Source organism: Bradyrhizobium sp. Rc2d (genome assembly GCF_900099855.1).
GTDB lineage: Bacteria > Pseudomonadota > Alphaproteobacteria > Rhizobiales > Xanthobacteraceae > Bradyrhizobium.
Genome location: NZ_FNCU01000026.1, coordinates 87,299 through 111,334, shown reverse-complemented (window position 1 = coordinate 111,334; position 24,036 = coordinate 87,299). Strand labels below are relative to the sequence as shown.

General features: G+C 65.7%; 21 protein-coding genes. 1 reads left to right on the top strand and 20 read right to left on the bottom strand.

What is annotated here, in order from left to right:
* From BLV07_RS28050 to BLV07_RS28015, 8 genes are all read right to left on the bottom strand, one after another.
* Positions 1-239: transposase (locus BLV07_RS28050; protein ID WP_143035505.1), on the bottom strand; the 239-nt coding region annotated here is incomplete at its 3' end.
* 187 nt (positions 240-426) lie between these two features.
* The gene (locus tag BLV07_RS28045; protein ID WP_091892414.1) at positions 427-2,070 is read right to left on the bottom strand and encodes an amidase family protein; all 1,644 of its coding nucleotides are present in this window, start codon (positions 2,068-2,070) and stop codon (positions 427-429) included.
* A gap of 265 nt (positions 2,071-2,335) precedes the next feature.
* Positions 2,336-3,832, bottom strand: a complete 1,497-nt coding sequence (locus tag BLV07_RS28040) for an ABC transporter substrate-binding protein (protein WP_091892412.1) — start codon at positions 3,830-3,832, stop codon at positions 2,336-2,338.
* 54 nt (positions 3,833-3,886) lie between these two features.
* Positions 3,887-4,897, bottom strand: a complete 1,011-nt coding sequence (locus tag BLV07_RS28035; RefSeq protein ID WP_091892410.1) for an ABC transporter ATP-binding protein — start codon at positions 4,895-4,897, stop codon at positions 3,887-3,889.
* The gene (locus tag BLV07_RS28030) at positions 4,894-5,907 is read right to left on the bottom strand and encodes an ABC transporter ATP-binding protein (RefSeq protein WP_176945801.1); all 1,014 of its coding nucleotides are present in this window, start codon (positions 5,905-5,907) and stop codon (positions 4,894-4,896) included. Before BLV07_RS28030 ends, BLV07_RS28035 begins: the two co-directional genes overlap by 4 nt.
* Positions 5,908-5,909: 2 nt before the next feature.
* On the bottom strand, positions 5,910-6,797 hold the full coding sequence (locus tag BLV07_RS28025; protein ID WP_091892406.1) for an ABC transporter permease: 888 nt from the start codon (positions 6,795-6,797) through the stop codon (positions 5,910-5,912).
* Complete coding sequence (locus BLV07_RS28020; RefSeq protein ID WP_091892404.1) at positions 6,794-7,744, bottom strand: ABC transporter permease; 951 nt, start codon at positions 7,742-7,744, stop codon at positions 6,794-6,796. Before BLV07_RS28020 ends, BLV07_RS28025 begins: the two co-directional genes overlap by 4 nt.
* An 84-nt stretch (positions 7,745-7,828) precedes the next feature.
* Positions 7,829-9,250, bottom strand: a complete 1,422-nt coding sequence (locus tag BLV07_RS28015) for an amidase (protein ID WP_176945806.1) — start codon at positions 9,248-9,250, stop codon at positions 7,829-7,831.
* A 126-nt stretch (positions 9,251-9,376) separates the two neighbouring features.
* Here BLV07_RS28015 and BLV07_RS28010 point away from each other — a divergent pair, with 126 nt between their 5' ends.
* Complete coding sequence (locus BLV07_RS28010) at positions 9,377-10,264, top strand: LysR family transcriptional regulator (protein WP_091892400.1); 888 nt, start codon at positions 9,377-9,379, stop codon at positions 10,262-10,264.
* Between the two features lie 7 nt (positions 10,265-10,271).
* On the opposite strand, the gene BLV07_RS28005 is transcribed toward BLV07_RS28010, so the two are convergent.
* The 12 genes from BLV07_RS28005 to BLV07_RS27950 all read right to left on the bottom strand — a co-directional run bounded on the left by BLV07_RS28005 (position 10,272) and on the right by BLV07_RS27950 (position 24,000).
* Positions 10,272-11,207, bottom strand: coding sequence for a carbohydrate kinase family protein (locus BLV07_RS28005; protein ID WP_091892398.1), 936 nt, complete (start codon positions 11,205-11,207; stop codon positions 10,272-10,274).
* A gap of 5 nt (positions 11,208-11,212) precedes the next feature.
* Positions 11,213-12,856, bottom strand: coding sequence for an FGGY-family carbohydrate kinase (locus BLV07_RS28000; protein WP_091892396.1), 1,644 nt, complete (start codon positions 12,854-12,856; stop codon positions 11,213-11,215).
* A gap of 37 nt (positions 12,857-12,893) precedes the next feature.
* The gene (locus BLV07_RS27995; protein WP_091892394.1) at positions 12,894-13,667 is read right to left on the bottom strand and encodes an SDR family NAD(P)-dependent oxidoreductase; all 774 of its coding nucleotides are present in this window, start codon (positions 13,665-13,667) and stop codon (positions 12,894-12,896) included.
* Positions 13,668-13,698: 31 nt separating this feature from the next.
* Complete coding sequence (locus BLV07_RS27990; protein ID WP_091892392.1) at positions 13,699-14,706, bottom strand: ABC transporter ATP-binding protein; 1,008 nt, start codon at positions 14,704-14,706, stop codon at positions 13,699-13,701.
* A gap of 15 nt (positions 14,707-14,721) precedes the next feature.
* Positions 14,722-15,552 carry a carbohydrate ABC transporter permease gene (locus BLV07_RS27985; RefSeq protein WP_091892390.1) on the bottom strand — a complete coding sequence of 277 codons (831 nt, stop codon included), beginning with the start codon at positions 15,550-15,552 and terminating at the stop codon, positions 14,722-14,724.
* A gap of 1 nt (position 15,553) precedes the next feature.
* Positions 15,554-16,426: a carbohydrate ABC transporter permease gene (locus BLV07_RS27980; protein WP_091892388.1), complete on the bottom strand. Its 873-nt coding sequence runs from the start codon at positions 16,424-16,426 to the stop codon at positions 15,554-15,556.
* 90 nt (positions 16,427-16,516) lie between these two features.
* Positions 16,517-17,830 (bottom strand): ABC transporter substrate-binding protein, encoded by a 1,314-nt coding sequence (locus BLV07_RS27975; RefSeq protein WP_091892386.1) that lies wholly within the window; start codon positions 17,828-17,830, stop codon positions 16,517-16,519.
* A 325-nt stretch (positions 17,831-18,155) separates the two neighbouring features.
* The gene (locus BLV07_RS27970; RefSeq protein ID WP_091892384.1) at positions 18,156-19,106 is read right to left on the bottom strand and encodes a sugar-binding transcriptional regulator; all 951 of its coding nucleotides are present in this window, start codon (positions 19,104-19,106) and stop codon (positions 18,156-18,158) included.
* 7 nt (positions 19,107-19,113) lie between these two features.
* Positions 19,114-19,779, bottom strand: a complete 666-nt coding sequence (locus BLV07_RS27965; RefSeq protein ID WP_091892382.1) for an HAD family hydrolase — start codon at positions 19,777-19,779, stop codon at positions 19,114-19,116.
* Positions 19,780-19,854: 75 nt separating this feature from the next.
* Positions 19,855-21,771, bottom strand: coding sequence for a nitric oxide reductase activation protein NorD (locus BLV07_RS27960; protein ID WP_091892380.1), 1,917 nt, complete (start codon positions 21,769-21,771; stop codon positions 19,855-19,857).
* Between the two features lie 10 nt (positions 21,772-21,781).
* A complete protein-coding gene (locus BLV07_RS27955; protein WP_091892378.1) occupies positions 21,782-22,591 on the bottom strand; it encodes a CbbQ/NirQ/NorQ/GpvN family protein in 810 nt (269 codons plus the stop codon).
* A gap of 62 nt (positions 22,592-22,653) precedes the next feature.
* Positions 22,654-24,000, bottom strand: coding sequence for a cbb3-type cytochrome c oxidase subunit I (locus BLV07_RS27950; RefSeq protein ID WP_091892376.1), 1,347 nt, complete (start codon positions 23,998-24,000; stop codon positions 22,654-22,656).
* Positions 24,001-24,036: the final 36 nt, after the last annotated feature.

The window sequence follows — 24,036 nt, the reverse complement described above, 5'->3', positions numbered from 1 at the left end:
CTGGATTGCACCCGATTGAGATAACCGTAAATGTAAAGCTTCAGAAGGACTGCCGGATGATAGGAGGGCCGGCCCGTCTCCTTGGCGATCACACGCTCAAACCCCATTCCATGCAGATCGAGCGCCTCGACGAACACGTCGATCACATGGACCGCGTTGTCTTCGCTTACCCAATCCTCCAAACATTCCGGCAAGAGCGTCAGCTGGGATCTGTCCGCACCTTCAACGAAGCGTCCCATCCGTATCCCCCATCAGGAAACGGAGGAATCGTAGCTGACTCGTGGCTTTTCACACAGCCAGGGTCACAAGATGACCTTCCGCGGGCGGGACCGCGTGTCCGCATTGTCTGCAAAAGCAGACATCCGATTTTGTCAGTGCATGCCGTCCGGAGCACCTGCGCGCTAACAAGCGCGCAAGGAATGAAGTCTAAAGCGCACTCAACCCTGGCGGCGGCTTGCGCATGTTGGAGGCCTGCTCATAGGCGTAGGCCAGACGCAGCAGCTTGTGCTCGCTCCAGGCACGGCCTGCCAGGGTGACGCCGAGCGGATAGTCGGGCGTGTCCTTGCCGTCGGTCGTCCCCGAGATGAAGCCTCCGGGCACCATGACGCTGGGATAGCCTGCCCTAGCGGCGATCGCGGCGCCTCCGCTGCCGGGGAACAGCACGGCATCGAGCTTGTGCTGGTTCATGTAGGCATCCATGCCGCGGGTCCTGGCGCTGAGCAGGTCCATGGCAAGTGCCGACTTGTACTCGCGTTCGCGTAAGTCGCCTCTGGTGAGGTCGGCGGCGAGGAACAGGTCTTGGCCGAAACGCAGCGCCTTGCCTGCATTCGCTTCGTTAAAGGCCACGATGTCGGTGATGGTCTTGATGGCGGTATTGGTCACCCAATCCCTCAGGTAGAGGTTGAGATCTCGCTTCAGTTCGTAGAGGAAGACGATCCGCTGCGTGACTGGATTGCCCTTGTTAGGGCTCAGCGGATTGCGGTTGAGCACGGCCATGATCGTACCTGGTCCGCTCATCCAGCCGGCCGTCGGCATGCTGGCGCGCACGATCACGGCGCCGAGATCCTCCAGCAGCTTGATCGCCTCCGCCATCACCTTCGCCCCTTTGGGTGGCAGCTTGCCGTAGAAGGGATCGTTCAGCGGGTCGGCGGGGTCGCTCGGCACGCCGATACGCGCGCCCTTCATCGCATCCTGCGTGAGGTCGGCGGTGTAATCGGCTGGCCGCCGTTGCAGCTCTGTCGCCGCATCGCGCGGGTCGTTCGCCGCCAGCACGTTAAGGAGCAGCGCCGCATCGCGTATCGTGCGCGTCATCGGCCCTGCGGTGTCCAGGCTATGCGCGATCGGCACGATGCCGGCACGGCTGATCAGCCCGACCGTCGGCTTCACGGTGACGAGGCCATTCTGGCTGGCGGGAAACAGCAGCGAGCCCGAGGTCTCGGTGCCGATCGAAGCCGCACACAGCCCGGCCGCCACGGCGACTGCCGAACCCGAGCTCGATCCCCCCGGGGACACGACCGGGATGCCGCGATCGTCCACCAGCGCGGGCGCGTAAGGATTCTTCACCTGCCCGCCCAGCGATGAATAGCCCGCGGGCATGTCGATCGCGAGCATGTTGGAAAACTCGGTCAGGTTCGCCTTGCCCAGGATCACCGCGCCCGCGTCCCGCAGCAGCTTGACGATTGTGGCATCGTCCCGGGCACGCGCGCCTTCCAGCGCCAGCGAGCCCGCCGTCGTCGGCTGTTCGTCGCCGGTCGCAATGTTGTCCTTCACCAGGATCGGGATGCCAGCCAGCGGCCGCTTGGCCGATGGCTTGGTGCCGTCGAGCTTGCCCGCGATCGCGAGCGCATCGGGATTGAGCGCGCGCACGGCGTTGAGCGCGGGCCCGTTGCGGTCGTAGGCCTCGATGCGCGCGAGGTAAACCTTGGTCAGCGCCGTCGCAGTGACCTGCTCACTGGCCAAGGCCTGAGCGATATCGCTCAGCGGTGCATTGTCGAGCTTCAGAGGGATCGGCGCCTCGGCGCCAGAGGCAGCCGCGGCGATGCCAGCATCGCGGCAGGATGGCTTGTTCATGGCGTGCCTCGCCTGACGGCGCGTCCCGAACCATGAGGCCGCGATGATGGCATAATGCCGGTGTTTTGCCCGACGGGTCAATGTCTCAGCGCATCGCGTCGACCTTTGAGCCGCGCAAGGCGTAAACCATTGAAATGACTACCCCTGGCTACTGTGCATGGGGTTGTTTTTCAGGTTTTTGTTTTGGACCTGCCAAACGATTGGCCTCTCCCCGATGGGGAGAGGCCAAAAATTGAAGCGACAGGCTCGACTTGATCGAGCGATCCTACTCCCAGGCCCAGGTCGAGAAATCGTTCTCGTATTGCGGCACGTCCTTCCAGACACCCTTCAGCTTCTTGTTGGTGATGGTGATCAGCTGGGGCTGGTAGAGGTAGGCGGAGACGGCGTCGGTGGCCAGCATGCGCTGGGCGTCGCCGAGCAGTTTTGCGCGACCAGCCTCGTCGGGTGTCGCGACGATCTGCTTGTAGAGCGCGTTGAACTTCTCGTTGTTGTAGCCGAGGTAGTAGTCCGGCTCGGTGATCTTGACGAGATCGAACGGCTCGACATGGCTGACGATGGTGAGGTCGAAATTATGCGGACCGTTGCCGGCGAACACCTGCGACAGCCACTGCGCCCATTCGACGTTCTCGATCTTGGCGACGATGCCGACCTTGGCGAGCTGGGCTGCGACGATCTCGCCGCCCTGCCGCGCATAGGATGGCGGCGGCAGCTTGAGCGACAATTCGAGCGGCGTGGTGACGCCGGCCTCGCTGAGCAGCTTCTTGGCCTTCTCGGGATCGTAGGGGTTGATACCGGTGGTGTCGACATAGCCGAGCGCGCCCGGCACGTAGAAGCTGCCGATCGGCGTACCGAAGCCATCGACGGCACCGTCGATCATCGCCTTGCGGTCGATCGCAGCGAGGATGGCGCGGCGAACGCGGACGTCATCGAGCGGCTTCTTGCGGTGGTTGATCGCGACGATGGTCTTGGCCCTGGAGCCGCCGACCAGCACCGTGAAACGCGGGTCGGCCTTGAACTGGGCGATGGTGCGCTGGGCCGAGACGCGTGGGAACGCATCGACGTCGCCCGAGAGCAGCGCGGCGGTCTGCGCCGCCGGATCGGAGATGAAGCGGATCGTCACCTTCGACAGCTTGACCGCAGCGGCGTTGCGGTAGTCGACCCATTTGGTCAGGGTGATCGAGGAGCCTTTGGCCCAGCCCCCTAACTGATAGGGCCCGGTGCCGACCGGCTGCGTGACATTGGTGGCCGCACTCTTCGGCTCGACGATCGAGCCGCTCGCCTGTCCCAGCAGGAATGGCAGGTTCGGCTCCGAATTCTTCAAGGTGATGACGACCGTCTCGGCGTCGGGCGCAGCAACGGATTCGAAGCTCTGATACAGGCTCTTGTCCTTGTTGGTGCTGGTGGGCACCGCGTTGCGCTCGAACGAGAACTTCACCGCGGCCGAATTGAACGGCTCGCCGTTGTGGAATTTGACGCCCTTGCGCAGCTTGAACGTATAGGTCTTCAGGTCGGGCGAAGCGGTCCAGCTCTCGGCCAGCAGGGGCGAGGTGGTGCCATCCTCGTTGATCTTGGTCAGGGTCTCGTAGATGTTGTAGAGCGTGACCTCGGCGATCGCAGCGGCGGCGGCATTGGTGGGATCGAGCCCCGGCGGCTCCAGCGCCATCGCCATGACGACGCTGTCCTTCTTGCTCTGCGCCAGCACCGGCAGCGGCGCAGCGACGAGCGCGGCGGCAAAGGCGACGATCGATAGTTTCCTCAACATGCGTAACTCCCCGGCCATCTCTGTTTCCAGCCTACGCCAATCCTGCCCCGGACACTAACCTTCCATGGCCGCCCGCGGCAACGCCATCACGGCTTCGGCCTTGTGGCAGGCGGCAAGGTGCCCCTCGCCCACCTTGCGTAGCTCAGGCGCCACCTCGCGGCAATGCTGGTCGGCAAGCGGGCAGCGCGCCACATAGGGGCATCCGGCCGCGGCCGCCGCTTGCGAGGCGATCGCCTGGGCTCCGCGCCGCCGCCGGCCGCCGCCGGCGCGCGCCCGCGGCACGGCATCGAGCAGCGCCCGCGTGTAGGGATGGGCGCAGCGCTCGAACAGATCCTCCGGCCGCCCCTGCTCGACGATCCGGCCGAGATACATCACCGCGACCTCGTCGCAGAGATAGTCGACGACGGCGAGGTCATGGCTGATCAGGATGTAGCTGAGGCCGAACTGCTCCTGGAGGTCCTGCATCAGGTTCAGCACCTGCGCCTGCACGGAGACGTCGAGCGCGGAGACCGGCTCGTCCGCCACGATGAGCTTCGGCTGCGTGATCAGCGCACGCGCAATCGCGATGCGCTGGCGCTGGCCGCCGGAGAATTCGTGCGGATATTTCTCCATGTCCGCATCGCGCAAGCCGACCTGGCGCAGCACCGCGGCGACGCGTTCGCGGAATTTGGTGCGATCTGCCTCCTCCAGCACGGTGAGCGGCTCGGCGACGATGCGGGCGATGGTCTGGCGCGGATCGAGCGAGCCGTAAGGGTCCTGGAACACCATCTGGAAATCACGCCTGGCACGGCGCAGTTCGTCGGCAGAGATGCGGTTGAGATCGCGGCCGAGCAGCGCGACCTGGCCCGAGGTGGGCCGCTCCAATGCCATCACCAGCCGTGCGAAGGTCGACTTGCCCGATCCGGACTCGCCGACCACACCGAGGCTCTTGCCGGCGGCGACCCGCACGTTCACGCCATTGAGCGCGCGCACCTGCCCCGGCGGCCGGAACAGGCTTTCACGCGGCAGCGTGTAACGCTGCACCAGATCCTTCACGTCGAGAAGCGGCTCGGCTGCGGTGGTCATGCGGTCAGCGCTCCGACGCGTTCAGCCATCGACACGTCCGTCCTGATGCAGCGCACGAAATGGCCGGGTCCGACGTCCACCATCGGCGGCAGCGCGGCGCGACACCGATCGATCACCAGCGGACACCGATCGGAGAAGGTGCAGCCGGACGGCAGATCGGCGAGCTCCGGCACCGTGCCCGAGATCGTCTTCAGCCGCGTCCCCTTGCGCGCACCGAGCTTCGGCCGGGCGCGGAACAGGCCCTGCGTATAGGGATGCCCCATGCGCCGGAACACCTCGTCGGTCGGCCCGCTCTCGACGACGGTGCCGCCATACATCACCATCATGCGCTGCACGTTCTCGGCGATGACACCGAGATCGTGCGAGATCAGGATCATCGACATGCCGCGCTCCTCGACGAGATCGGCGATGAGGTCGAGGATCTGGCCCTGGATGGTGACGTCGAGCGCGGTGGTCGGCTCGTCCGCGATCAACAGGTCCGGCTCGCAGGCGAGTGCCATGGCGATGGTGATGCGCTGGCGCTGGCCGCCGGAGAACTGGTGCGGATAGGCGTCAACGCGCCGTGCGGGATCCGGCAGCCCGACGCGGTCGAGCAAGGCGATCGTCTCGCGGCGCGCCTGCGACGCCGAGTATCTCTTGTGACGCCGCAGCGGCTCGGCGACCTGATGGCCGATCGTGTGCATCGGATTGAGCGCGGTCATCGGCTCCTGGAAGATCATGCTGATGCGGTTGCCGCGCAGGCGGCAATAATCGGCATCCGAAAGCCCGACGAGCTCGTTGCCATCCAGCTTGATGCTGCCACTGACGACCGCGCTGTCAGGCAGCAGCCCCATCAGGGAGAGTGCCGTGACCGACTTGCCGCAGCCGGATTCCCCGACGAGCCCGAGCGTCTCGCCGCGCTTGAGGGCAAAGCTGACGCCACGCACGGCCTGCGCCGGCCCGCGGCTGGTGTTGAGGCGCACGCCGAGATTGGCGACATCGATCAGCGGCATGGTTGCGGGATCAGCCATCGTCACCGCTCCCGCGCCAGTCTGGGATCGAGCAGGTCGCGCAGTCCGTCGCCAAGCAGGTTGAGACCGAGCACCGCGATGGCGATCGCAGCGCCCGGATAGACCGCGAGCATCGGCGACTGGAACAGCAGCGTCTGCGCATCGTTCAGCATGCGGCCCCATGACGGCTGCGGCGGCTGCGTGCCGAGGCCGAGATAGGATAAAGCGGCTTCGGCGAGAATGGCGAGCGCGAACTGGATGGTGACCTGCACGATCAGGATCGACAAGATGTTGGGCAGGACGTGCTCGATGGTGATGCGGAAGCGCCCCTTGCCCGCGGCGCGCGCGGCCAGCACGAATTCGCGCGCCCAGATCGCGTTGGCCGAACCGCGGGTCAGCCGCGTCAGTGTCGGAATCTGGAAGATCCCGATCGCGACGATCGAGGTCACCATGCCCGGCCCGACCACCGCGGCGAGCATGATCGCAGAGAGCACGGCCGGAAAGGCGAAGCTGAAATCGGCGAAGCGCATGATGATCTCTTCGGTCCAGCCGCGCCTGGCCGAGGCGATCAAGCCGAGGCAGACGCCGAAACTGAGACCGATGCTCACCGCGATGATGCCGACCATGATGGTCGAACGCGCGCCGGCGAGCAGCAGCGAGACGATGTCGCGGCCGAAGGAATCGGTGCCGAGCCAGTGCGCCGAAGACGGCGGCCGGAGTTTCGAAGCGATGTCGATCTCATAGGGCGACCACGGCGTCCACACCAGCGACAGCAGCGCCGAGGCCAGCACCAGCAGGCTCAGTGCACCGCCGAGCACGAAGCTGCGATGGCGCAGTGCGCGGCGCCAAAACGTCCGGGCCGGCAGCGGCCGCGTTGCAACCGGCGCGTCAATGGTCAGGGGCGCGCTCACAGGTCGTGCACCTTGATACGGGGATCGATGAAGGCATAGAGCACATCGACCACGAAATTGACGACGACGACCATGGCCGCGAGCAGCATCACGCAGTTGCGCACCACGATCAGGTCGCGGTTGGCGATCGACTGGAAGATCAGGCGGCCGAGGCCCGGCAGGTAGAACACGTTCTCGATCACGATGGTGCCGGCGAGCAGATTGGCGAATTGCAGCCCCATCACGGTCATCACGGGGATCATGGCGTTGCGCAGCACGTGGCGCCACAGCACCTCGCGCTTGCCGAGCCCTATCGCACGTGCCGTGCGGACGAAGTCCTCACGCAGCACCTCGAGCACGGCCGAGCGGGTGACCCGCGCGAGGATCGCGGCCTGTACCACCGCAAGCGAGATCGCCGGCAGCAGCAGCGACTTGATGCCGGGCCAGACGCCATCGTCCCAGCCGGCAAAGCCGCCCGCCGAGAGCCATTGCAGCCGCACCGAGAACAACAGCACCAGAAGGATTGCGAACCAGAAGTTCGGCAGCGCGATGCCCACCTGCGTCAGCGACATCACGCCGACGTCGCCGAGCTTGTTGTGGTTGGCGGCGGTGTAGATGCCGGCGGAGAGCGCCAGCGTCACCGTGACTGTCATGGCCATGATCGCGAGCGGAATGGTCAGCACCAGCCGCTCCGCGATCAGGCTCGCGACCGGCGTGCCGTAGACATAGGAGTTGCCGAGATCGCCGACGAGGAGGCCTTTGATCCATTGCAGATAGCGAACCGCCAGCGGCTGGTCGAGCCCGAGCTTGACGGTGAGCGCGCGGACGGCGTCCGGCGAGGCATCGGCGCCCATCAGCATCTGCGCGGCGTTGCCGGGCAGCGCGTCGAGCACCAGGAAGATGATCAGCGAGGCGCCGACCAGCGTCGCCAGCAAGGTCAACAGACGTCGGAGGACAAAGACGCTCATGCGTGCTCAGCTTCAGGGCTCACCCGCGGCACGATCAACATGTCTGGCCGCCGGAGGCAAGCTCTTTGCTGCATGCCCATCTCCTCAGGCCGGCCAGCGGGACAGAAGGTCGCTTGAAGCCTCGAACAGCGCGCTCACGCGCAGCAATTCGGCGTCGCCGCGGAAGCGGCCGACGAGCTGAAGCCCGATCGGCAGGCCGTCGCGGCCGAAACCGCAGGGCAGGCTGACGGCGGGATGCCCGGTCATGTTGAACGGCATGGTCCAGGGGAACCAATGCGGCCGGACGCTGTCGAAACGCTTACCGTCGATCTCGATGGTGCCAAACAGGTCCTGGTCGATCGGCAGCGCGGTGCGCGTCAGGGTCGGCATCGCCAGCAGGTGCCCGCGCGCAAGCAACGATTGCACCCGGCGGAACAGCGCGGTGCGCGCGAACATCGCCTCCTGATAGTCGACGCCGCTGACCTCGGTTGCGAGCGCAAGCTGCTTGAGCAAGGCCTCGCTCAGCTCGTCCTTGTGCTCGGCCGCGAGCTTTGCAAAGCGCGTGCGCCAGACCGTGTGGTTGATGGCGCGCCAGATCGGCTCGATGTCGAAGCCGTCGCCGGAGAACTCTTCGAGCTCGGCACCGAGCTCCGCCAGCCGATCAAGGCTCGCCTTGAAGCTGGCCGCGACGTCCGACGACACCGGGCGCCCGGGCGGGGAAGCACAGAACAGGATCTTCTGCCCGCGCAGATCGCCGCGCGGGGCGGCGGTGCCGATGAAATCAGGCACCGGGACGCCGATCGACCAGGGATCGCAAGCATCCTCACCGGCCATCGCCTGCATCATCAACGCGGTGTCGGCGACGGTACGGGTGGTGGGCGTGACATAGGTTTGGTTGCCGAACACGTCCAGCGCCTGGCTGTGCGGGACGACGCCGTTGCTCTGCTTCAGCCCGACCACGCCATTGCAGGCGGCCGGAATCCGCGTCGAGCCGCCGCCGTCGGTCGCGATCGCGAGCGGCGCAATACCGCTCGCCACCGCCACCGCCGCGCCGCCGCTGGAGCCGCCGGAGGAACGGCGCGCGTCCCACGCATTGCGGGTGCGGCCGAACAAGGGCGAGTCCGTCAGGCACTTGCTGCCGAATTCCGGCGTCGTGGTCTTGCCGATCAGGATCGCGCCCTCGCTGCGCAGCCGCGCAACGGCGACGGCATCCTCGTTCGGCACATTGTCCTTGTAGGGAACGGCGCCGAAGGTGGTCTTCACACCCTTGGTATTGACGATGTCCTTGACGCTGACGGGGATGCCGTGCAGCAGGCCGAGGGGCTCGCCGGCCATCACCTTGCGCTCGGCTTCGCGCGCAGCTGCGATCGCCTCATCACCGCACAGCGTGATGAAGCAGTTCAATGCGGGCTGAAGCGCCTCGGCGCGCGCAAGAACCGCGCGGACGATCTCGACCGGCGAAATCCGCTTTTCGGCGACGAGGCCGCGCAGCTCGGTTGCGGACAAGAGACAAGGATCGCCGTTCATCGTCACGTTGCGCTCCGAAGCGGGGGCCGCCGTTGGCCCAAAGACATTGACAGCGAGAATGACAGTTTTGTTAACTCGCCGTCCAATACGATTTTTGTCGCCAACCCATACGCTTTCGGTATGCCAATGGATCTTCGCCGGCTCCGCTATTTCGTCGCCGTCGCCGAGGCACGCAGCATCGGCAAGGCGGCTGAGCGGCTCCGGATGGCGCAGCCGCCGCTCTCGGTCCAGATCCGCAAGCTCGAGGCCGAGATTGGCGCACCGCTGTTCCGCCGCGGCACCCGCGGCATGGACCTGACCGAGGCGGGTCAGGCGCTGCTGGCGCGCGCCAGCGAAGCGCTCGCCCTTGCGGCCGACGGGGCCGAAGCCGCGCGCGCGGTTGCTTCGGGACGGCGCGGGCGGCTGTCGGTGGGCTACATGTTCGTGTTGGCGAATGCGATGCTGCCGCGGCTCATCCCCGAGCTGCGCCGCGCAGTTCCCGGCGTCGACCTCGGCTTCGCCGAGCTCAGCGCCTCGACGCGGGAGGCCCGCGTGCTCGACCGCAGCGTCACGGTCGCGCTATGCATGCCGGCAATCAATCATCCTGAGATCCAGGTCGCACGGATCGGTGCGCAGCCCTTCATGCTGGCCATGCCGATCCGCTCGCCACTCGCCCGTCTGAGCTCCGTGCCAATGGCCCGTCTGCAGGGCCGTCCGCTGATCGCGCTCCCGCATCCGGACCATGGGCCCGCCTCCTCTGCCGTTGTCCCCTTGTTGCGTCGGCACCAAGTCGTGATGCCGATCACCAGCCGGGTGGAGACGGTGCATTCGGCGATGAGCCTGGTTCTGGCCGGCGAAGGTCTCGCCATCCTGCCGGCCTGCGCGCAGCTCGGCGCGCCACGTGGCATCGTGTTCAGACCACTGCGTGACGTCACCGACTCCCTCGACATCGCAGTCTGTTGGCGGCGGGATTCCCAGAGTCCGCTGATCGGAACCTTCCTCAAATGCGCCGAGAAGGCTGTCGCGCGGATGTGAGGCCGCGCTACAAGCTCCAACTCACCTCAAAGCTCCAGGGCGGATCGGCGCCCGGACGGGTGCAAGTGAGGCCGGCGCAATTGGCGGCGAAGGACAGCGCGCGGCGGAGCTCGTCGGCCCTGATGTCCTTTAGGGTTTGCCGGGCAATGCGACCCTGCTTGTGCAAGGCGAACAGCAGCGCAGCCTGAAAGCTGTCGCCGGCCCCGATCGTGTCGGCCACCTCGACCTTGGGCGCGGCGACCTCGATCTGTCCTGCGCCCGCGTGCCAGGCGACCGCGCCGTCGTTGCCGCGGGTGATGACGACGAGGCTCGTACCCTGCCCCAGCAGCGCGCTCGCGCGTTGTTGATATGGCTCGTCCCCGAAAAGATAGGCGAAGTCGACGTCGGACATCTTGATGAGATCGGCGCTGGCAGCGAAGCCAGCCATGCGCGCGAGATAGGCCGGCTTGTCCTTGACCAGATTGGGGCGGCAGTTCGGATCGAAGGAGATGGTCGATGACGCCCGCGCGTCCGCGATCAGGGCCTTCGTCTCGGCCGCGCCCTGGTCGTTGACCAGCGTGGTCGAACCGACATGAAGGGCTTCGACCTTATCGAACGGAATCGATCCGCGCCGATAGCTCCAATTCCGCGTCGCAGTCCCGGCATCATAGAACGCATAATGCGACTCGCCCGCGACGATGCGGACAAAGGCGAGCGTGGTCTGGTGATCGCTGCGGGTGGCGAAACTGAGCTCCACATGCGAGGCCGCGGCGTGATCGGCAATCATCCGTCCGAACAGGTCGGTCGAGATGCCGCCGACGAAGCCGGTGGGTGCGCCCAGCCGGGCCATGCCGATCGCGACGTTGAGGCAGGAGCCGCCAACCGCCGGCATCACCGCCTCGCGCCCGTCCGCGTTCCGCGTCGGCACGAAATCGATCAGCGCATCGCCGCAGGCAATCAGCATGTCTTTCAGCCTCTCGCGATGTCGCGCATCGCCGCGCGGCTGGCGCGATCGACCTCGCGCAGCAGCTTGTAGACCTCGCGCTTGCGGGCATGAAACGCCGCCATGTCGGGCGCGGTCGGCTCGCTCTTGCGTCCCAGCGCCGACATCTTTGCCATGGTCTCGCTGATCGAGGCATAGGCGCCGCCGGCCACCGCGCCGAGCATCGCGGCGCCCAGCAGCACCGGCTCCTTCGTCTGCGGCAGCGCGACCGTGAGACCGGTGGTGTCGGCCATGATCTGCCGCACCAGCGGGCTGCGGCTGGCGCCGCCGCCCATGATCATGATGCTGGAGCGCACGCCGTGCGCGGCAAAGGCCTCGATCACCTCGGCAAGGCCATAGGCGAGACCGCACAAGCCGGCGACGAACAGCCGCTCCATCGAACCGAGGTCGGTGTCGAGATCGAGGCCCGCGATCACCGCGCGCGTGTCAGGATCGGCGTGAGGCGAGCGGTTGCCGATGAATTCAGGCAGCACATGCACGTCACGGGCGAGCAGCGCGGCGCGGCTGGCATCGCCTGCGCGCGCGATGATGCGGCGCTCGAGGAAGTCGATGAGGTCGAGGCCGTCGCTGCGCGCCGCCGCGCTGGCCTCGCCGAACCCCGGATACGATTTGAGGAGGTGATCGATCGCCGCGCCTGCGGCCGACTGGCCGCCCTCGTTGAGCCAGAAGTCCGGCACCATGCCGGAGTAATAAGGCCCCCACACGCCGGGCACGAAGCAAGGTTCCTTCGTGGTCGCCATGATGCAGGCCGAAGTCCCCATGATATAGGCGAGACGATCGCACGCGTCGGTCGCCCCGCCCGAGCCGTCGCGGCCGCCGATCGCGCCGATGCCACCGGCGTGGGCATCGATCAGCGACGCGCCGACCGGTATGCCCGGCGGCAGACCGAGATCAGCCGCAGCAGTCGGGGCAAGACCTGCACCGAGCCGCGTGCCGGGGGCGACGATCTCGGTGCCGATGCGGGCATATGTCTCGGCCACGAAATCTGACAGGCCAATGCGCTTGAAGAACGGCGCGCTCCAGCCGCCGTCATGCGCGAGGTAGTTCCACTTGCAGGTGACCGTGCAAGTCGAGCGCTGGAGCGAGCCGGTCGCGCGCCAGGTCAGGTAATCGGCCAGATCGAAGAAGTGACCAGCGGCGTCGAAACTCGCGCGAAGATGCCGCTTCAGCCACAGCAGCTTAGGCATCTCCATCTCGGGCGAGATCGAACCGCCGACATAACGCAGCACGGCATCCTCGGTCTCGTTGATCAGCCGCGCCTCGGCAGTGGCGCGATGGTCCATCCAGACGATGACGTTGCGCTGCTTGTCGCCGGAGCCGCTGACCGTGAGTGGCTCGCCTTGCCTATCGAGGACGACCAGCGAACAGGTGGCGTCGAAGCCGATACCGCCGACGCTGTCGGGCGTGATGCCAGCTTCCGTCATCGCCGCGCGTATCGATGTCGCGCAGGCGTCCCAGATGTCCTGGGACGACTGCTCGACGATATCGCCGGCCTCGTGCCAGATCCGGATCGGGTGCCGCGCCATCGCGAGCAGCGTGCCCGCCTCATCAAATACCCCTGCCCGCGTGCTCGTGGTCCCTACATCGACGCCGATATACGCTCGCGGCATTGTCGCTCCCGGTCGCTTCGTCAGTCTTGACGCAAGCCTACCAGCAAGTGTAGCCGCCATCTACCAGCACGATGCTGCCGGTCATCAGGCTTGCGGCCTCGGACGAGAGGAACAGCACGACGGAGGCGATCTCTTCGACCTGCCCCATCCGGGCCATCGGGGTTCCACCGATCCAGGCGTCGTACATTTTCGGGTTGCTCTTCACGAAGGCGTTCAGCGGCGTCTCGATATAGGTCGGCGCCACCGCGTTGACGCGGATGCCGCGCGCGCCCCATTCGGCGGCGAGCGACTTGGTGAGGTGGTGCACGCCGGCCTTGGAGGCGTTGTAGAAGCACTGCTCCTGCGGCTTGTTGACGATGAAGCCGGACATCGAGCCGACATTGACGATGGCACCGCTCTTGGCCTTCAGCATATGCTTGCCGAACTCGCGGCAGCACCAGAAGGTGCCGTTGAGATTGACGTCGATGACGTTGAGCCAGTGCTCGTCGGTCACGGTCTCCGCCGGCGTCTCGCTGCGCGCGATACCGGCATTGTTGACGAGGATATCGACACGGCCGTGGCGGGCGACGAGGTCGTTCGCGACGTCCGCCACACGCTTGGTATCGGTGACGTCCATGATCGCGGTCTCGATGTCGTAGCCCTTGGCCTTCAGGCTGGCCTTTGCGCTGTCGGCGACCTTGCTGTCGCGATCACCGATGACGACCTTGGCGCCGGCCTCAGCCAGCGCCTCGGCGCAGGCGAGCCCAATGCCCTGCCCGCCGCCGGTGATGAACGCGGTCTTGCCGTTCAGCTTGAATTTTTCCAGGTACATGGTGGTCTTTCCGTTTTCTTGCCGTTTCTTGTCAGCCTCGAAGCGCGTTGCCGCCCTGGTCGAAGCGATGGATGCGCGCAGGGTCCGGCACCAGCGACACGCGATCGCCGGCGTGCAGGCTCAATTCGCCGATGTAGCGCGCCGTCAGCATGCCGAGCGGGCCGGCATCGACATAAAGAAAGGTGTCGCTACCGAGATGCTCGGCCACCGCGATCGTGCCCTGCCAGCCACCGGCACCGTCGCGCTCGATCTTGAGGTGCTCCGGCCGCACACCGATCGTCACGGCCCCCTTCTGCAAGGCCGGCTCGCCGGTGACGAAATTCATCTTGGGCGAGCCGATGAAGCCGGCGACGAAGAGATTGGCCGGCCGCTCGTAGAGATCCAGTGGCGAGCCATATTGCTCGATCTTGCCGCCGTTGAGCACGACGATCTTGTCGGCCATGGTCATCGCCTCGACCTGGTCGTGGGTGACGTAGATCGCAGTGGTGCCGAGCTGCTTCTGCAGCCGCGTCACCTCGATGCGCATCTGCACGCGCAGCGCCGCGTCGAGATTGGACAAGGGCTCGTCGAACAGGAACGCCTTGGGCTCGCGCACGATGGCCCGCCCGATCGCGACGCGCTGGCGCTGGCCGCCGGAGAGCTCGCGCGGCTTGCGGTCGAGATAGGGCGTGAGGTTGAGCGTCGCGGCCGCCGCCTCGACCTTGCGGTTGATCTCGTCCTTGGCAAGGCCCGCCATCTTCAAGCCGAAGCCGATATTGCCGCGCACGCTCATATGCGGATAGAGCGCGTAGGACTGGAACACCATCGAAAGCCCGCGCTTGGCCGGCGGCGTGTCGACCACGTTCTTGCCGTCGATCAGGATCTTGCCGCCGGAGACGTCCTCGAGCCCGGCGATCAGCCGCAGCAGCGTGGTCTTGCCGCAGCCGGAGGGACCGACGAATACGACGAAGGAGCCGTCGGCGATGTCCAAATCGGCGCCCTTGATGATGTGCACGGGACCGAAGGATTTCTGCACGTCCTGAAGTGTGATCTGACCCATGATCCGGCAGCCCCTCTACTTCACCGCGCCGAAAGTGAGCCCGCGCACGAGCTGCTTCTGGCTGAACCAACCGAGGACGAGAATGGGCGCGATCGCCAGCGTCGAGGCCGCCGACAGCTTTGCCCAGAACAACCCTTCCGGGCTCGAATAGGAAGCGATGAACGTGGTGAGTGGCGCGGCGTTCGAGGTCGACAGGTTGAGCGTCCAGAACGCCTCGTTCCAGGCCAGGATCAGGTTGAGCAGCAAGGTCGAGGCGAGCCCCGGGATCGCCATCGGCGTCAGCACGTAGACGAGCTCGTGGCCTATTGTGGCGCCGTCCATGCGTGCGGCCTCCAGGATATCGCGCGGGATCTCCTTGAAATAGGTGAACAGCATCCAGATCACGATCGGCAAATTGCCGAGGCACAGGATGAAGACGAGGCCGATGCGGGAATCGAGCAGGCCGAAGAACTTGTAGATCAGGTAGATCGGCACCAACACACCGACCGGCGGCATCATCTTGGTCGAGAGCATCCAGAGCAGGATGTCCTTGGTGCGCTTGGTCGGCGAGAACGCCATCGACCAGGCCGCGGGAATGGCGATCAGGAGCGCAATCAGCGTCGAGCCGCCGGCGATGATGATCGAGTTCATCGCGTGGTGGAAATAGTCGCTGCGCTCCTGCACCGTCGCGTAGTTTTCCGTGGTCCAATGGAAGAACAGGAAGGATGGCGGCACGGCGAAGGCCTCGAGCTCGGTCTTGAAGCTCGCCAGCACCATCCACAGGATCGGGAAGAAGATCAGAAATCCGAACAGCCAGGCCGCTGCCGTCGATATCGCCACCCGCCGCGTCGTCGCCATCCGTGCCATGTCAGGCCTCCAAATTGCGGCCGACGATGCGGACCAGGAAGAAGGCGACGATATTGGCGATCACCACCGCAACGAGGCCGCCCGCAGAGGCGCTGCCAACGTCGAACTGGATCAGCGCCTGCGAATAAATCAGGAAGGCGATGTTGGTGGTCTGCAAGCCCGGCCCGCCGCCGGTGGTGACAAAGATCTCGGCAAACACGGTGAGCAGGAAGATGGTCTCGATCAGGATCACCACCGTGATGGGGCGCGCGAGGTGCGGCAGGGTGATGTAGATGAAGGTCGAGACGGCGCTGGCGCCATCCATCTCGGCGGCTTCCTTCTGCTCCTCGTCGAGCGATTGGAGCGCGGTGAGCAGGATCAGCGTCGCGAACGGCAGCCATTGCCACGTCACGATCAGGATCACCGCAAACAGCGGCATATCGTTGAACCAGTCGATCGGTGTCAGGCCGAAGAGCGAAGCGAGCCAGGCGAACAATCCCGACACCGGGTGCATCAACAGGTTCTTCCAGACCAGCGCGCTCACCGTCGGCATCACGAAGAACGGCGCGATCACCATCAGCCGGACGAAATTGCGTCCGATCACGGGCTGGTCCATCAGCAGCGCCAAGGGAATGCCGAGCAGGATGGTCAGCGCCAGCACGGAGCCGACCAGCACCAGGGTGTTCTGGAGCGAGGCAAGGAAGGCCGGATCGGTGAGGAAGTAGCGGAAGTTTTCCAGACCTACGAACGATTCCGAGCCGGGATCGAGCAGGCTGTAATGCAGCGTCGCGAAATAGATCGTCAGCGCGAGCGGGACGATCATCCAGATGAACAGCAGCCCGACGGCCGGCGTCAGGAGCGAACGCGCAAGGAACTGCGTCTGCCGGGTTGCCATCCCTGGCTTCTCCTTTCGGGAAGAAGGCGGCCATCCATCCGGGGATGGGTGGACGGCCGCCAGTTTGAGCTCAGGAGGGAGAGCTCGGGTTCACTTGATGTAGCCGGCGCGCTTCATCTCGCGCTCGGTTGAGGATTGCGCGGCGGTCAGCGCGGCATCGACCGTCATCGATCCCGCAAGGGCAGCCGAGAACTGCTGGCCCACCTGCGTGCCGATGCCCTGGAATTCGGGGATCGCGGCGTATTGTACGCCGACGTAAGGCACCGGCTTCACCGTCGGCTTGTTCGGATCGGCGGCATCGATCGAGGCCAGCGTCAGCTTGGCGAAGGGAGCGACCTTCAGATAGTCCTGGTTCTGGTAGAGCGAGGTCCGCGTACCCGGCGGCACATTGGCCCAGCCCTCCTTCGACGCCACGAGCTTGGTGTAGTCCTTGCTCGTGGCCCAGGCGATGAACTTCTCGGCCGCTTCCGTCTTCTTGGAGCCGGCGGGGATCGCGAGATTCCAGGCCCACAGCCAATTGGCGTTCTTGCCGAGCCCGGTGTTGGGTGCGAGCGCGAAGCCGACCTTGTCGGCGACCTTGGAATCCTTCGGGTTGGTGACGAAGGACGCCGCGACCGTAGCGTCGATCCACATCGCGCACTTGCCGGCGTTGAACAGCGCCAGATTCTCGTTGAAGCCGTTGGAGCTCGCGCCGGGAGGACCGGCTTCCTTCATGAGATTGACGTAGGTGGTCAGCGTCGCCTTCCATTCCGGCGTATTGAACTGCGGCTCCCACTTCTCGTCGAACCAGCGCGCGCCGTAGGAATTGGCCATGGCCGAGAGGAACGCCATGTTCTCGCCCCAGCCGGCCTTGCCGCGCAGGCAAATGCCGTAGACGCCGGCGCTCTTGTCGGTGAGCTTCTTGGCGGCGTCGATGACGAAATCCCAGGTCGGTTTCTCCGGCATCTTCAGGCCGGCCTTCTCGAACAAATCGGTGCGGTACATCACCATCGAGCTCTCGCCATAGAACGGCGCGGCGTAGAGCTTGCCGTCGACGGAGACCGCATCCTTGATCTTCGGCAAGAGGTCGGCGACGTCGTAATCGGCGCCGAGATTGGCAAGCGGCACCAGCCAGCCCTTCTTGGCCCAGATCGGCACCTCATAGGTGCCAATGGTCAGCACGTCGAATTGGCCGCCCTTGGTGGCGATGTCGGTGGTGACGCGCTGGCGCAGCACGTTCTCCTCCAGCGTCACCCATTTCACGGTGATATCGGGGTTCTTCTTGGTGAACTCACCCGTCAGCCCCTGCATGCGGATCATGTCGCCATTGTTGACGGTGGCGATGGTCAGGGTCGTTTCGGCCATCGCGGGGATGGCCAACAGCAGGCAAGACGCGCCGCAGACGGCGCCCAGGACGTGTTTCACGGTGACCTCCCTAGAATCGCGCTTTTGAGCATATGCCCACGCGTTGGGCGTATGTTCAGCTCAAGGACGACGGTTGTCAAGCAGGCGCGCGAGCATTCAGGCAACTTATGAGTGCTGCGGTGCGGGAGGCTTTGTAATGTCGCGCACAGGGGTGGCGGCGTTCTCCACCTCTCCCGCTTGCGGGAGAGGTCGCATCGCATCGAAAGATGCGATGCGGGTGAGGGTTTTCTCCTCTTGGGGAGTCTTGCCAGTCGAGAGACCCTCTCCCCAGCCCTCTCCCGCAAGCGGGAGAGGGAGTCGACTCGCGCTGCCGCGCGACCGCGCCCTACCGCTCCAAGATCGCCCTTGCCGTCGCCTCGTCCGTGATCAGGCCATTGATCAACCGCCCGTTCAGTGCCGCCGCGATCGCCGGCACCTTGGCGGCGCCGACTGCGGCGCCGATCGTCGTGGTGTTGGCCGGGACTTCCGGCGGGATGCTGGTGAGGCGCTTGTTGGTGCCGGATTTGAGCAGGCGGCCCTTGGAATCATAGGCCCAGCCGGTGATCTCGCCGATGGCACCTAACCGCATCATCTCGAACAGTTCGTCGCGCGTGACGAAGCCATCGACATGCACCTGTGCCTTCTGGTCCATCTGGCCGATGCCGACGAGGCGAAGGTCCGCCTTGGCCGCGACCGCCTTCACCTTGGCGATCGGCTCGATGCGGACCATCTTGTTGCGCTCGTCCTCCGACGACATCAGGAACGGCAAGGGCATCGGATAGTGCCGCGCGCCGGTGCGGTCGGCGAGCCGGCCGACGGTGTCGTAGAAGCTCGCCGAGCCGTCGGCGGAGATGTTGCCGACCAGCGAGACGATCTGGTGGTTGGGCCGATCGATCGGCGTGACGCGCTCGACCGCGGCGCGTACCGCGCGGCCCGTACCGAGCGCGACGATGACCGGCGTCTCCGAGCGCAGCGTGGAATCGAGCAGGTTGGCGCAACGTTCGGCGATGCCTGCGGTGGCCTGCGGTGCGGCAGGGTCGGCCGGCACCACCTCGCAATGAACGAGATCGAAGCGCTGCTTCAGCCGCGCCGCCAGCTCCATGCAGGCGGCGATGGGATGCTCGAGCCGGAAGGTGATCAGCCGCTCGGCGAGGCACAGCGAGACCAGCCGCTGCGCCGACGCGCGCGAGACCTGGAGCATCTTTGCGATCTCGTCCTGGGTATGACCGGCAATGAAATAGAGCCAGCCCGCGCGCGCGGCGTCGTCGAGCCTTGATTTCTCGTTCTCGGCGGCCATGCGGGCCTTACGCCCCCTTCCAGAAATCGCTCATGCGCCCGAAGACCCGATCGGCCCCGGCGTCCGACAATATAGCGTGCCCGTCCCGGCTGCTGTAATGGCCTCCACCGACAAATCCCCAGACGGTCATGCCGGCCGCCTTGCCCGCCTGCACGCCGCTGACGCTGTCCTCGATCACCAATGTGCGCGTGGGCGGTATGCGCATCTTCTCGGCCGCATGGAGGAAAAGGTCGGGCGCCGGCTTGCCGTGCCTGACCATCTGCGCCGTGTAGATGCGGTTGTCGAACAGCGGCCTGAGGCCGGTGACCTCGAGCGAGAGCGATACGCGGTCGATATCGCTCGACGAGGCCACGCAGAACGGCACCGTCAAGTCCGACACCACCGCCCCCACCCCGGGGATCGGTTCGAGCGAGGCGGCAAATGTCTCGAGCACGCGCGACTTCAAGCGCGGCAGGAAGCCGTCCGGCACGATTTGCCCGAGATCGCGATAATGCTGCTCGATCGCGTTGGTGCTGCGCCCGAGAAAGAGCTCGAGCGCCTGCCCCTCACTGAGCGCGAAGCCGAATTCGGCCAGCACTTCGGACAGGCAGCGGCAGCTCAACAGCTCGCTGTCGACGAGCACGCCGTCGCAGTCGAAGATGATCAGATCGGGTTTCGGCCGGTCCTGGTTCATACGGCCATTCGATCATATACCCATCGTATGAGCAATAGCTCAGCCGGGGCAAGCCTCGGTGGCACTTCCTGTGCCTCAATGCGCCACCTGCCGGTAGATCGCCGGCAGCGCCGCCGGCAAACGCTTGATGTTGCCGACGATGGCGTAGCCGCCGCGGCCGAACAGGGCCGGGAAATAGGATTGCGCGGTCGCGTCCACGGTCACGCCGAATGCGGCGATGCCGAGCCGGCGCGCCTCCTGCACGGATTTCCGGGTGTCCTCGACCGCGAACCGGCCTTCGTAGTGATCGACGTCGTTCGGCTTGCCGTCGGTAAGGACGAGCAGCAGCTTCTTGCGCTGCGGCTGGCGCGCGAGTTCGGCCGCGGCGTGGCGCACCGCGGCGCCGATCCGCGTGTAATAGCCGGGCTTGAGCGCGCCGATGCGGCGCTCCACCGCCGCGCTCATCGGCTCGCCGAAGGCCTTGACCGTCTCCAGCCGCACCCATGAGCGCCGGCGCGAGGTGAAGGTCAGGATGCTGTGGTGGTCGCCGCAAGCCGATAGCCCGTGCGCGAGCACAAGCAGCGCCTCCTTTTCGACATCGAGCACGCGATAACCGTCGACCCAGGCGTCGGTGGAGAGCGAGACGTCGACCAGCAGCGTGACAGCGAGATCGTGCCCCTGCGAGCGCATTGCGACGTGGATGCGATCGAGACCACTGCTGCTGCCGGCGCGAAGGTCGCAGCGCGCGCGCACGAGCGCGTCGAGATCGAGGTCGTGGCCGTCGGCCTGGGCGCGCATCAATTCGTGACGCGGACGCAAGACTTCGAAGCGGCGACGCACCTGGCGGATGTGGCGGCGGATGGTGTCATCCGCCGTCCAGCTCTCACCTTGTTCGGACGCCGCAGCCGCGAGTACGCGGCAATGATCCGGCAGATAGGAGCCGCTGCGATAGTCCCATTCGGGATAGCTCAGGTCCGCGTTCAGGCTCGACGTATCGAGGGCTCCCGGCGGCAGGTCGAGATCGAATTTGAGCCGGCTCGCGGGCTTGCCGCTGCGGCGGCTGAGCGTGATCTCCTCGAGATCGTCGGCCGCCTTCTGCGCATCCTCGTCCTCGCTGTCATCGGCGGGACGATCGACATTGACCATCTCGGCCATGGCGAGGATCTTCTCGAAGCGGTTGAGCACGAAGGGATCGCGACGATCGGCATTGTCCTCGCGCTCGCGCACAGCAAACCGTCTGCGATCGTCCGACGGCGCAGGTGCCGCGCCCGGCGCGCACTCGTCCTCGCCGGCATGCGCGGGCGAGAGCTCGCGGGTCCAGCAATCGCCCCAGAGTGGGCACGGCAGGATCGAACGATAGCCTGGCGGCGCCTTGTCCGGGAGCGGGCCCGTCCCCATCATCGCTGGCCACAGCTGGCCTGCGGGCGCCTTTCCGGTTCCAAGCAAGGCCAGGACGATCTGTTCCACCTCCCGCTCGACGCGCGGCAGAGGGCGCTGAGGCCGGGCCTCGGCGGTGGCCACAGCGAGCTGCGCATAATCGGCGGCAAGCCCCGGGAATTGCGTGAGCACCCAGACCGCCGTCTCGCTGGCGCGACGCAGCACCAGGAGATCGCGCCTGAGCGGATCCGTCTCCGCGATCGCTTCGACCGGCGCAGCCGCGAACCATGCCGCAAGCCAGCGATAGAACGATGCATTCAGCGCACGGTCAGAAAAGATCGCGATGCGGTCGGGAAGGAAGATGGTCGCAGCGTCGCGGCCCGGCTGCTCGAGGCGCTCGTCGCCGAGGCCGATGCGCTGCCGCCAACCGAGCCGGTGGGCGGACTTTCGGGCCCCTGCGCTCGCGATCTGCACCCCGGTCTCGCCGCCGAGCGCGCGGAACATCACCGCGAGCCGGCCTTTCATCTCCGTCAGCGTGACAGCCTGATCCTCGTGAACCGGATAGCTCGCGGTGCCACCGACCATTCTGTGCCAGGCGCGGCCGACCGTCTCCTCCAGTTCGAGGAAGTCGAGCATGGCAGTGGCCTCACCCGATCACGGCGCGCGCGACGTCGAGCAGCGCCGCCTTGACGTCGGCATCGTCGGTGAGCGGCTCGATCATGCCGGCGAGCACCGCATCGGCAGTCGGCGTGCCCGAGGCAATCAGCGTCGCGCAGTAGACGACGAGCCGGGTCGAGACGCCCTCCTCCAGGTCGTGGCCCCTAAGCGCGCGCAGCCGACCAGCCAGCCCGACAAGCGGCCGCACGCGCTCCGGCGACAGTCCGCTTTCGGCGGACACGACGGCGATCTCCCGCTCGGGCGGCAGGAAGCCGAATTCGATGGCAATGAAGCGCTGCCGCGTCGACGGCTTCAACGCTTTCAGCAGCGTCTGGTATCCGGGATTGTAGGAGACGACGAGCATGAAGCTGCTCGGCGCCGCGATCTCCTCGCCGGTGCGCTCCAGCGGCAGGATACGGCGGTCGTCGGTGAGCGGATGCAGCACGACGGTGACGTCCTTGCGCGCTTCCACGACCTCGTCGAGATAGCAGATGCCGCCCTCGCGCACCGCGCGGGTCAGCGGACCGTCAGTCCACACGGTGTCGCCGCCCCTCAACAGATAACGACCGGTGAGATCTGCGGCGGTGAGATCGTCGTGGCAGGCGACGGTGTGCAGCGGCAATCCGAGCCGCGCCGCCATGTGCGCGACGAAGCGCGTCTTGCCGCAGCCGGTCGGTCCCTTCAGCAGCACCGGAAGCTGATGCCGCCAGGCGTGCTCGAACAGCGCGCATTCGTTGCCGCTTGCGACATAGGCCGGCAGCGCGGGCGCCGAGGTCACGGTGTGAAGAGCGGGTTTCATGATGTCTCTCCGGACTTTCCAGGAAGCAGGCGGCCGCGGCGAACCGCGGCCGCCATTTGCATTTACTCGGCCGGCTGCAGCGCGCCGGGGATGACCGGTTGCCTGGCGCGGCCCGGCACCAGCACGGCCCACACGAACATCAGCGCGGAGATCGCCACGAATACGCCGGAGCCGAGCCGGACCCAGTAGAACATCGCGAGCTGGTCCTGCACGTCCATATAGCCCTGGCCGAGCACGCGCTGGAGATGGACCTGGACCACGCCGGCAAAAGTCAGCGCGAAGGTCATCACCATCATAGCGGTGCACATGATCCAGAAGCTCGCCATGGAGAGCCACTGGTTGTAAGGCGCACGTCCCCTGATCTGCGGGATGGCGTAGGCCATCACCGACAGGTTCAGCATCACATAGGCACCGAAGAAGGCGAGATGGCCGTGTGCGGCGGTGACCTGGGTGCCATGCGTGTAGTAGTTCACCGAGGACAGCGTGTGCAGGAAGCCCCAGACGCCGGCTCCGAGGAACGCCATCACCGAGCAGCCGACCGACCACAGCAGAGCTGCGCGGTTCGGATGCTTGCGACCGGCCTTCCACGTCATCTGCACTGTGAAGATCACCATGGTGAAGAAGGAGGCGACCTCCAGCGTGGAGAACAGCGAGCCGATCCACTGCCAATAGCCGGGCGCGCCGATCCAGTAGAAGTGGTGGCCGGTGCCGAGGATGCCGGAGAACAGCGCCAGCCCAATGATGACGTAGAGCCACTTCTCGACCACCTCGCGGTCGATGCCGTTGAGCTTGATCATTAGATAGGCCAGCACGGAGGCCATGATCAGCTCCCAGACGCCTTCGACCCAGAGATGGACGACGTACCACCAGTACATCTTGTCGACCGCCAGATTGATTGGATTGTAGAAGGCGAACAGGAAGAAGATCGCAACGCCCCACAGGCCGAACAAGAGGATGTTCGTGACCGTGGTCTTGCGGCCCTTGAGCGCCGTCATCGTCACGTTGAACAGGAACATCAGACAGACGACGACGATGCCGACCTTGATGATGAAGGGCTGCTCGAGGAACTCGCGGCCCTCGTGGTAGTGGAAGAGATAGCCGACCACGGCCACACCTGCCGCGCCAAAAAACATCCAGAACTGGATTTTTGCCAGCAGCGGGCTGTAGAGCTCGGTCTCGGTCTCTTCCGGAAGCAGGAAGTAGGTCGCGCCCATGAAGCCGATCAACGACCACACGATCAGCGCGTTGGTGTGGATCATCCTGACGATGTTGAATGGCAAGAGGGTCGACAGCGTGTTGGGCAGGACGTAGATCGTCCCCGCGAGGAGGCCGAACAGGACCTGCGCGAGGAACAGAGTCAGCGCGCCGTAGAAATACAGCATCGCGACTTTCTGGGTCTGATATTTCATCTCAGGCTCTCTGTGTTTTAGGGATTCACGAGGCGA

What these genes read in the sequence shown, in the direction of transcription:
- BLV07_RS28010 (WP_091892400.1), top strand. Translation starts at nt 9,377, where the DNA reads ATGGATCTTCGCCGGCTCCGCTATTTCGTCGCCGTCGCCGAGGCACGC.
- BLV07_RS27965 (WP_091892382.1), bottom strand. Translation starts at nt 19,779, where the DNA reads ATGAACCAGGACCGGCCGAAACCCGATCTGATCATCTTCGACTGCGAC.
- BLV07_RS28045 (WP_091892414.1), bottom strand. Translation starts at nt 2,070, where the DNA reads ATGAACAAGCCATCCTGCCGCGATGCTGGCATCGCCGCGGCTGCCTCT.
- BLV07_RS27995 (WP_091892394.1), bottom strand. Translation starts at nt 13,667, where the DNA reads ATGTACCTGGAAAAATTCAAGCTGAACGGCAAGACCGCGTTCATCACC.
- BLV07_RS28005 (WP_091892398.1), bottom strand. Translation starts at nt 11,207, where the DNA reads ATGCTGATTGCCTGCGGCGATGCGCTGATCGATTTCGTGCCGACGCGG.
- BLV07_RS28030 (WP_176945801.1), bottom strand. Translation starts at nt 5,907, where the DNA reads ATGGCTGATCCCGCAACCATGCCGCTGATCGATGTCGCCAATCTCGGC.
- BLV07_RS28020 (WP_091892404.1), bottom strand. Translation starts at nt 7,744, where the DNA reads ATGAGCGTCTTTGTCCTCCGACGTCTGTTGACCTTGCTGGCGACGCTG.
- BLV07_RS28000 (WP_091892396.1), bottom strand. Translation starts at nt 12,856, where the DNA reads ATGCCGCGAGCGTATATCGGCGTCGATGTAGGGACCACGAGCACGCGG.
- BLV07_RS28015 (WP_176945806.1), bottom strand. Translation starts at nt 9,250, where the DNA reads ATGAACGGCGATCCTTGTCTCTTGTCCGCAACCGAGCTGCGCGGCCTC.
- BLV07_RS27980 (WP_091892388.1), bottom strand. Translation starts at nt 16,426, where the DNA reads ATGGCAACCCGGCAGACGCAGTTCCTTGCGCGTTCGCTCCTGACGCCG.
- BLV07_RS27990 (WP_091892392.1), bottom strand. Translation starts at nt 14,706, where the DNA reads ATGGGTCAGATCACACTTCAGGACGTGCAGAAATCCTTCGGTCCCGTG.
- BLV07_RS28040 (WP_091892412.1), bottom strand. Translation starts at nt 3,832, where the DNA reads ATGTTGAGGAAACTATCGATCGTCGCCTTTGCCGCCGCGCTCGTCGCT.
- BLV07_RS27955 (WP_091892378.1), bottom strand. Translation starts at nt 22,591, where the DNA reads ATGAAACCCGCTCTTCACACCGTGACCTCGGCGCCCGCGCTGCCGGCC.
- BLV07_RS27985 (WP_091892390.1), bottom strand. Translation starts at nt 15,552, where the DNA reads ATGGCACGGATGGCGACGACGCGGCGGGTGGCGATATCGACGGCAGCG.
- BLV07_RS27950 (WP_091892376.1), bottom strand. Translation starts at nt 24,000, where the DNA reads ATGAAATATCAGACCCAGAAAGTCGCGATGCTGTATTTCTACGGCGCG.
- BLV07_RS27970 (WP_091892384.1), bottom strand. Translation starts at nt 19,106, where the DNA reads ATGGCCGCCGAGAACGAGAAATCAAGGCTCGACGACGCCGCGCGCGCG.
- BLV07_RS27960 (WP_091892380.1), bottom strand. Translation starts at nt 21,771, where the DNA reads ATGCTCGACTTCCTCGAACTGGAGGAGACGGTCGGCCGCGCCTGGCAC.
- BLV07_RS28035 (WP_091892410.1), bottom strand. Translation starts at nt 4,897, where the DNA reads ATGACCACCGCAGCCGAGCCGCTTCTCGACGTGAAGGATCTGGTGCAG.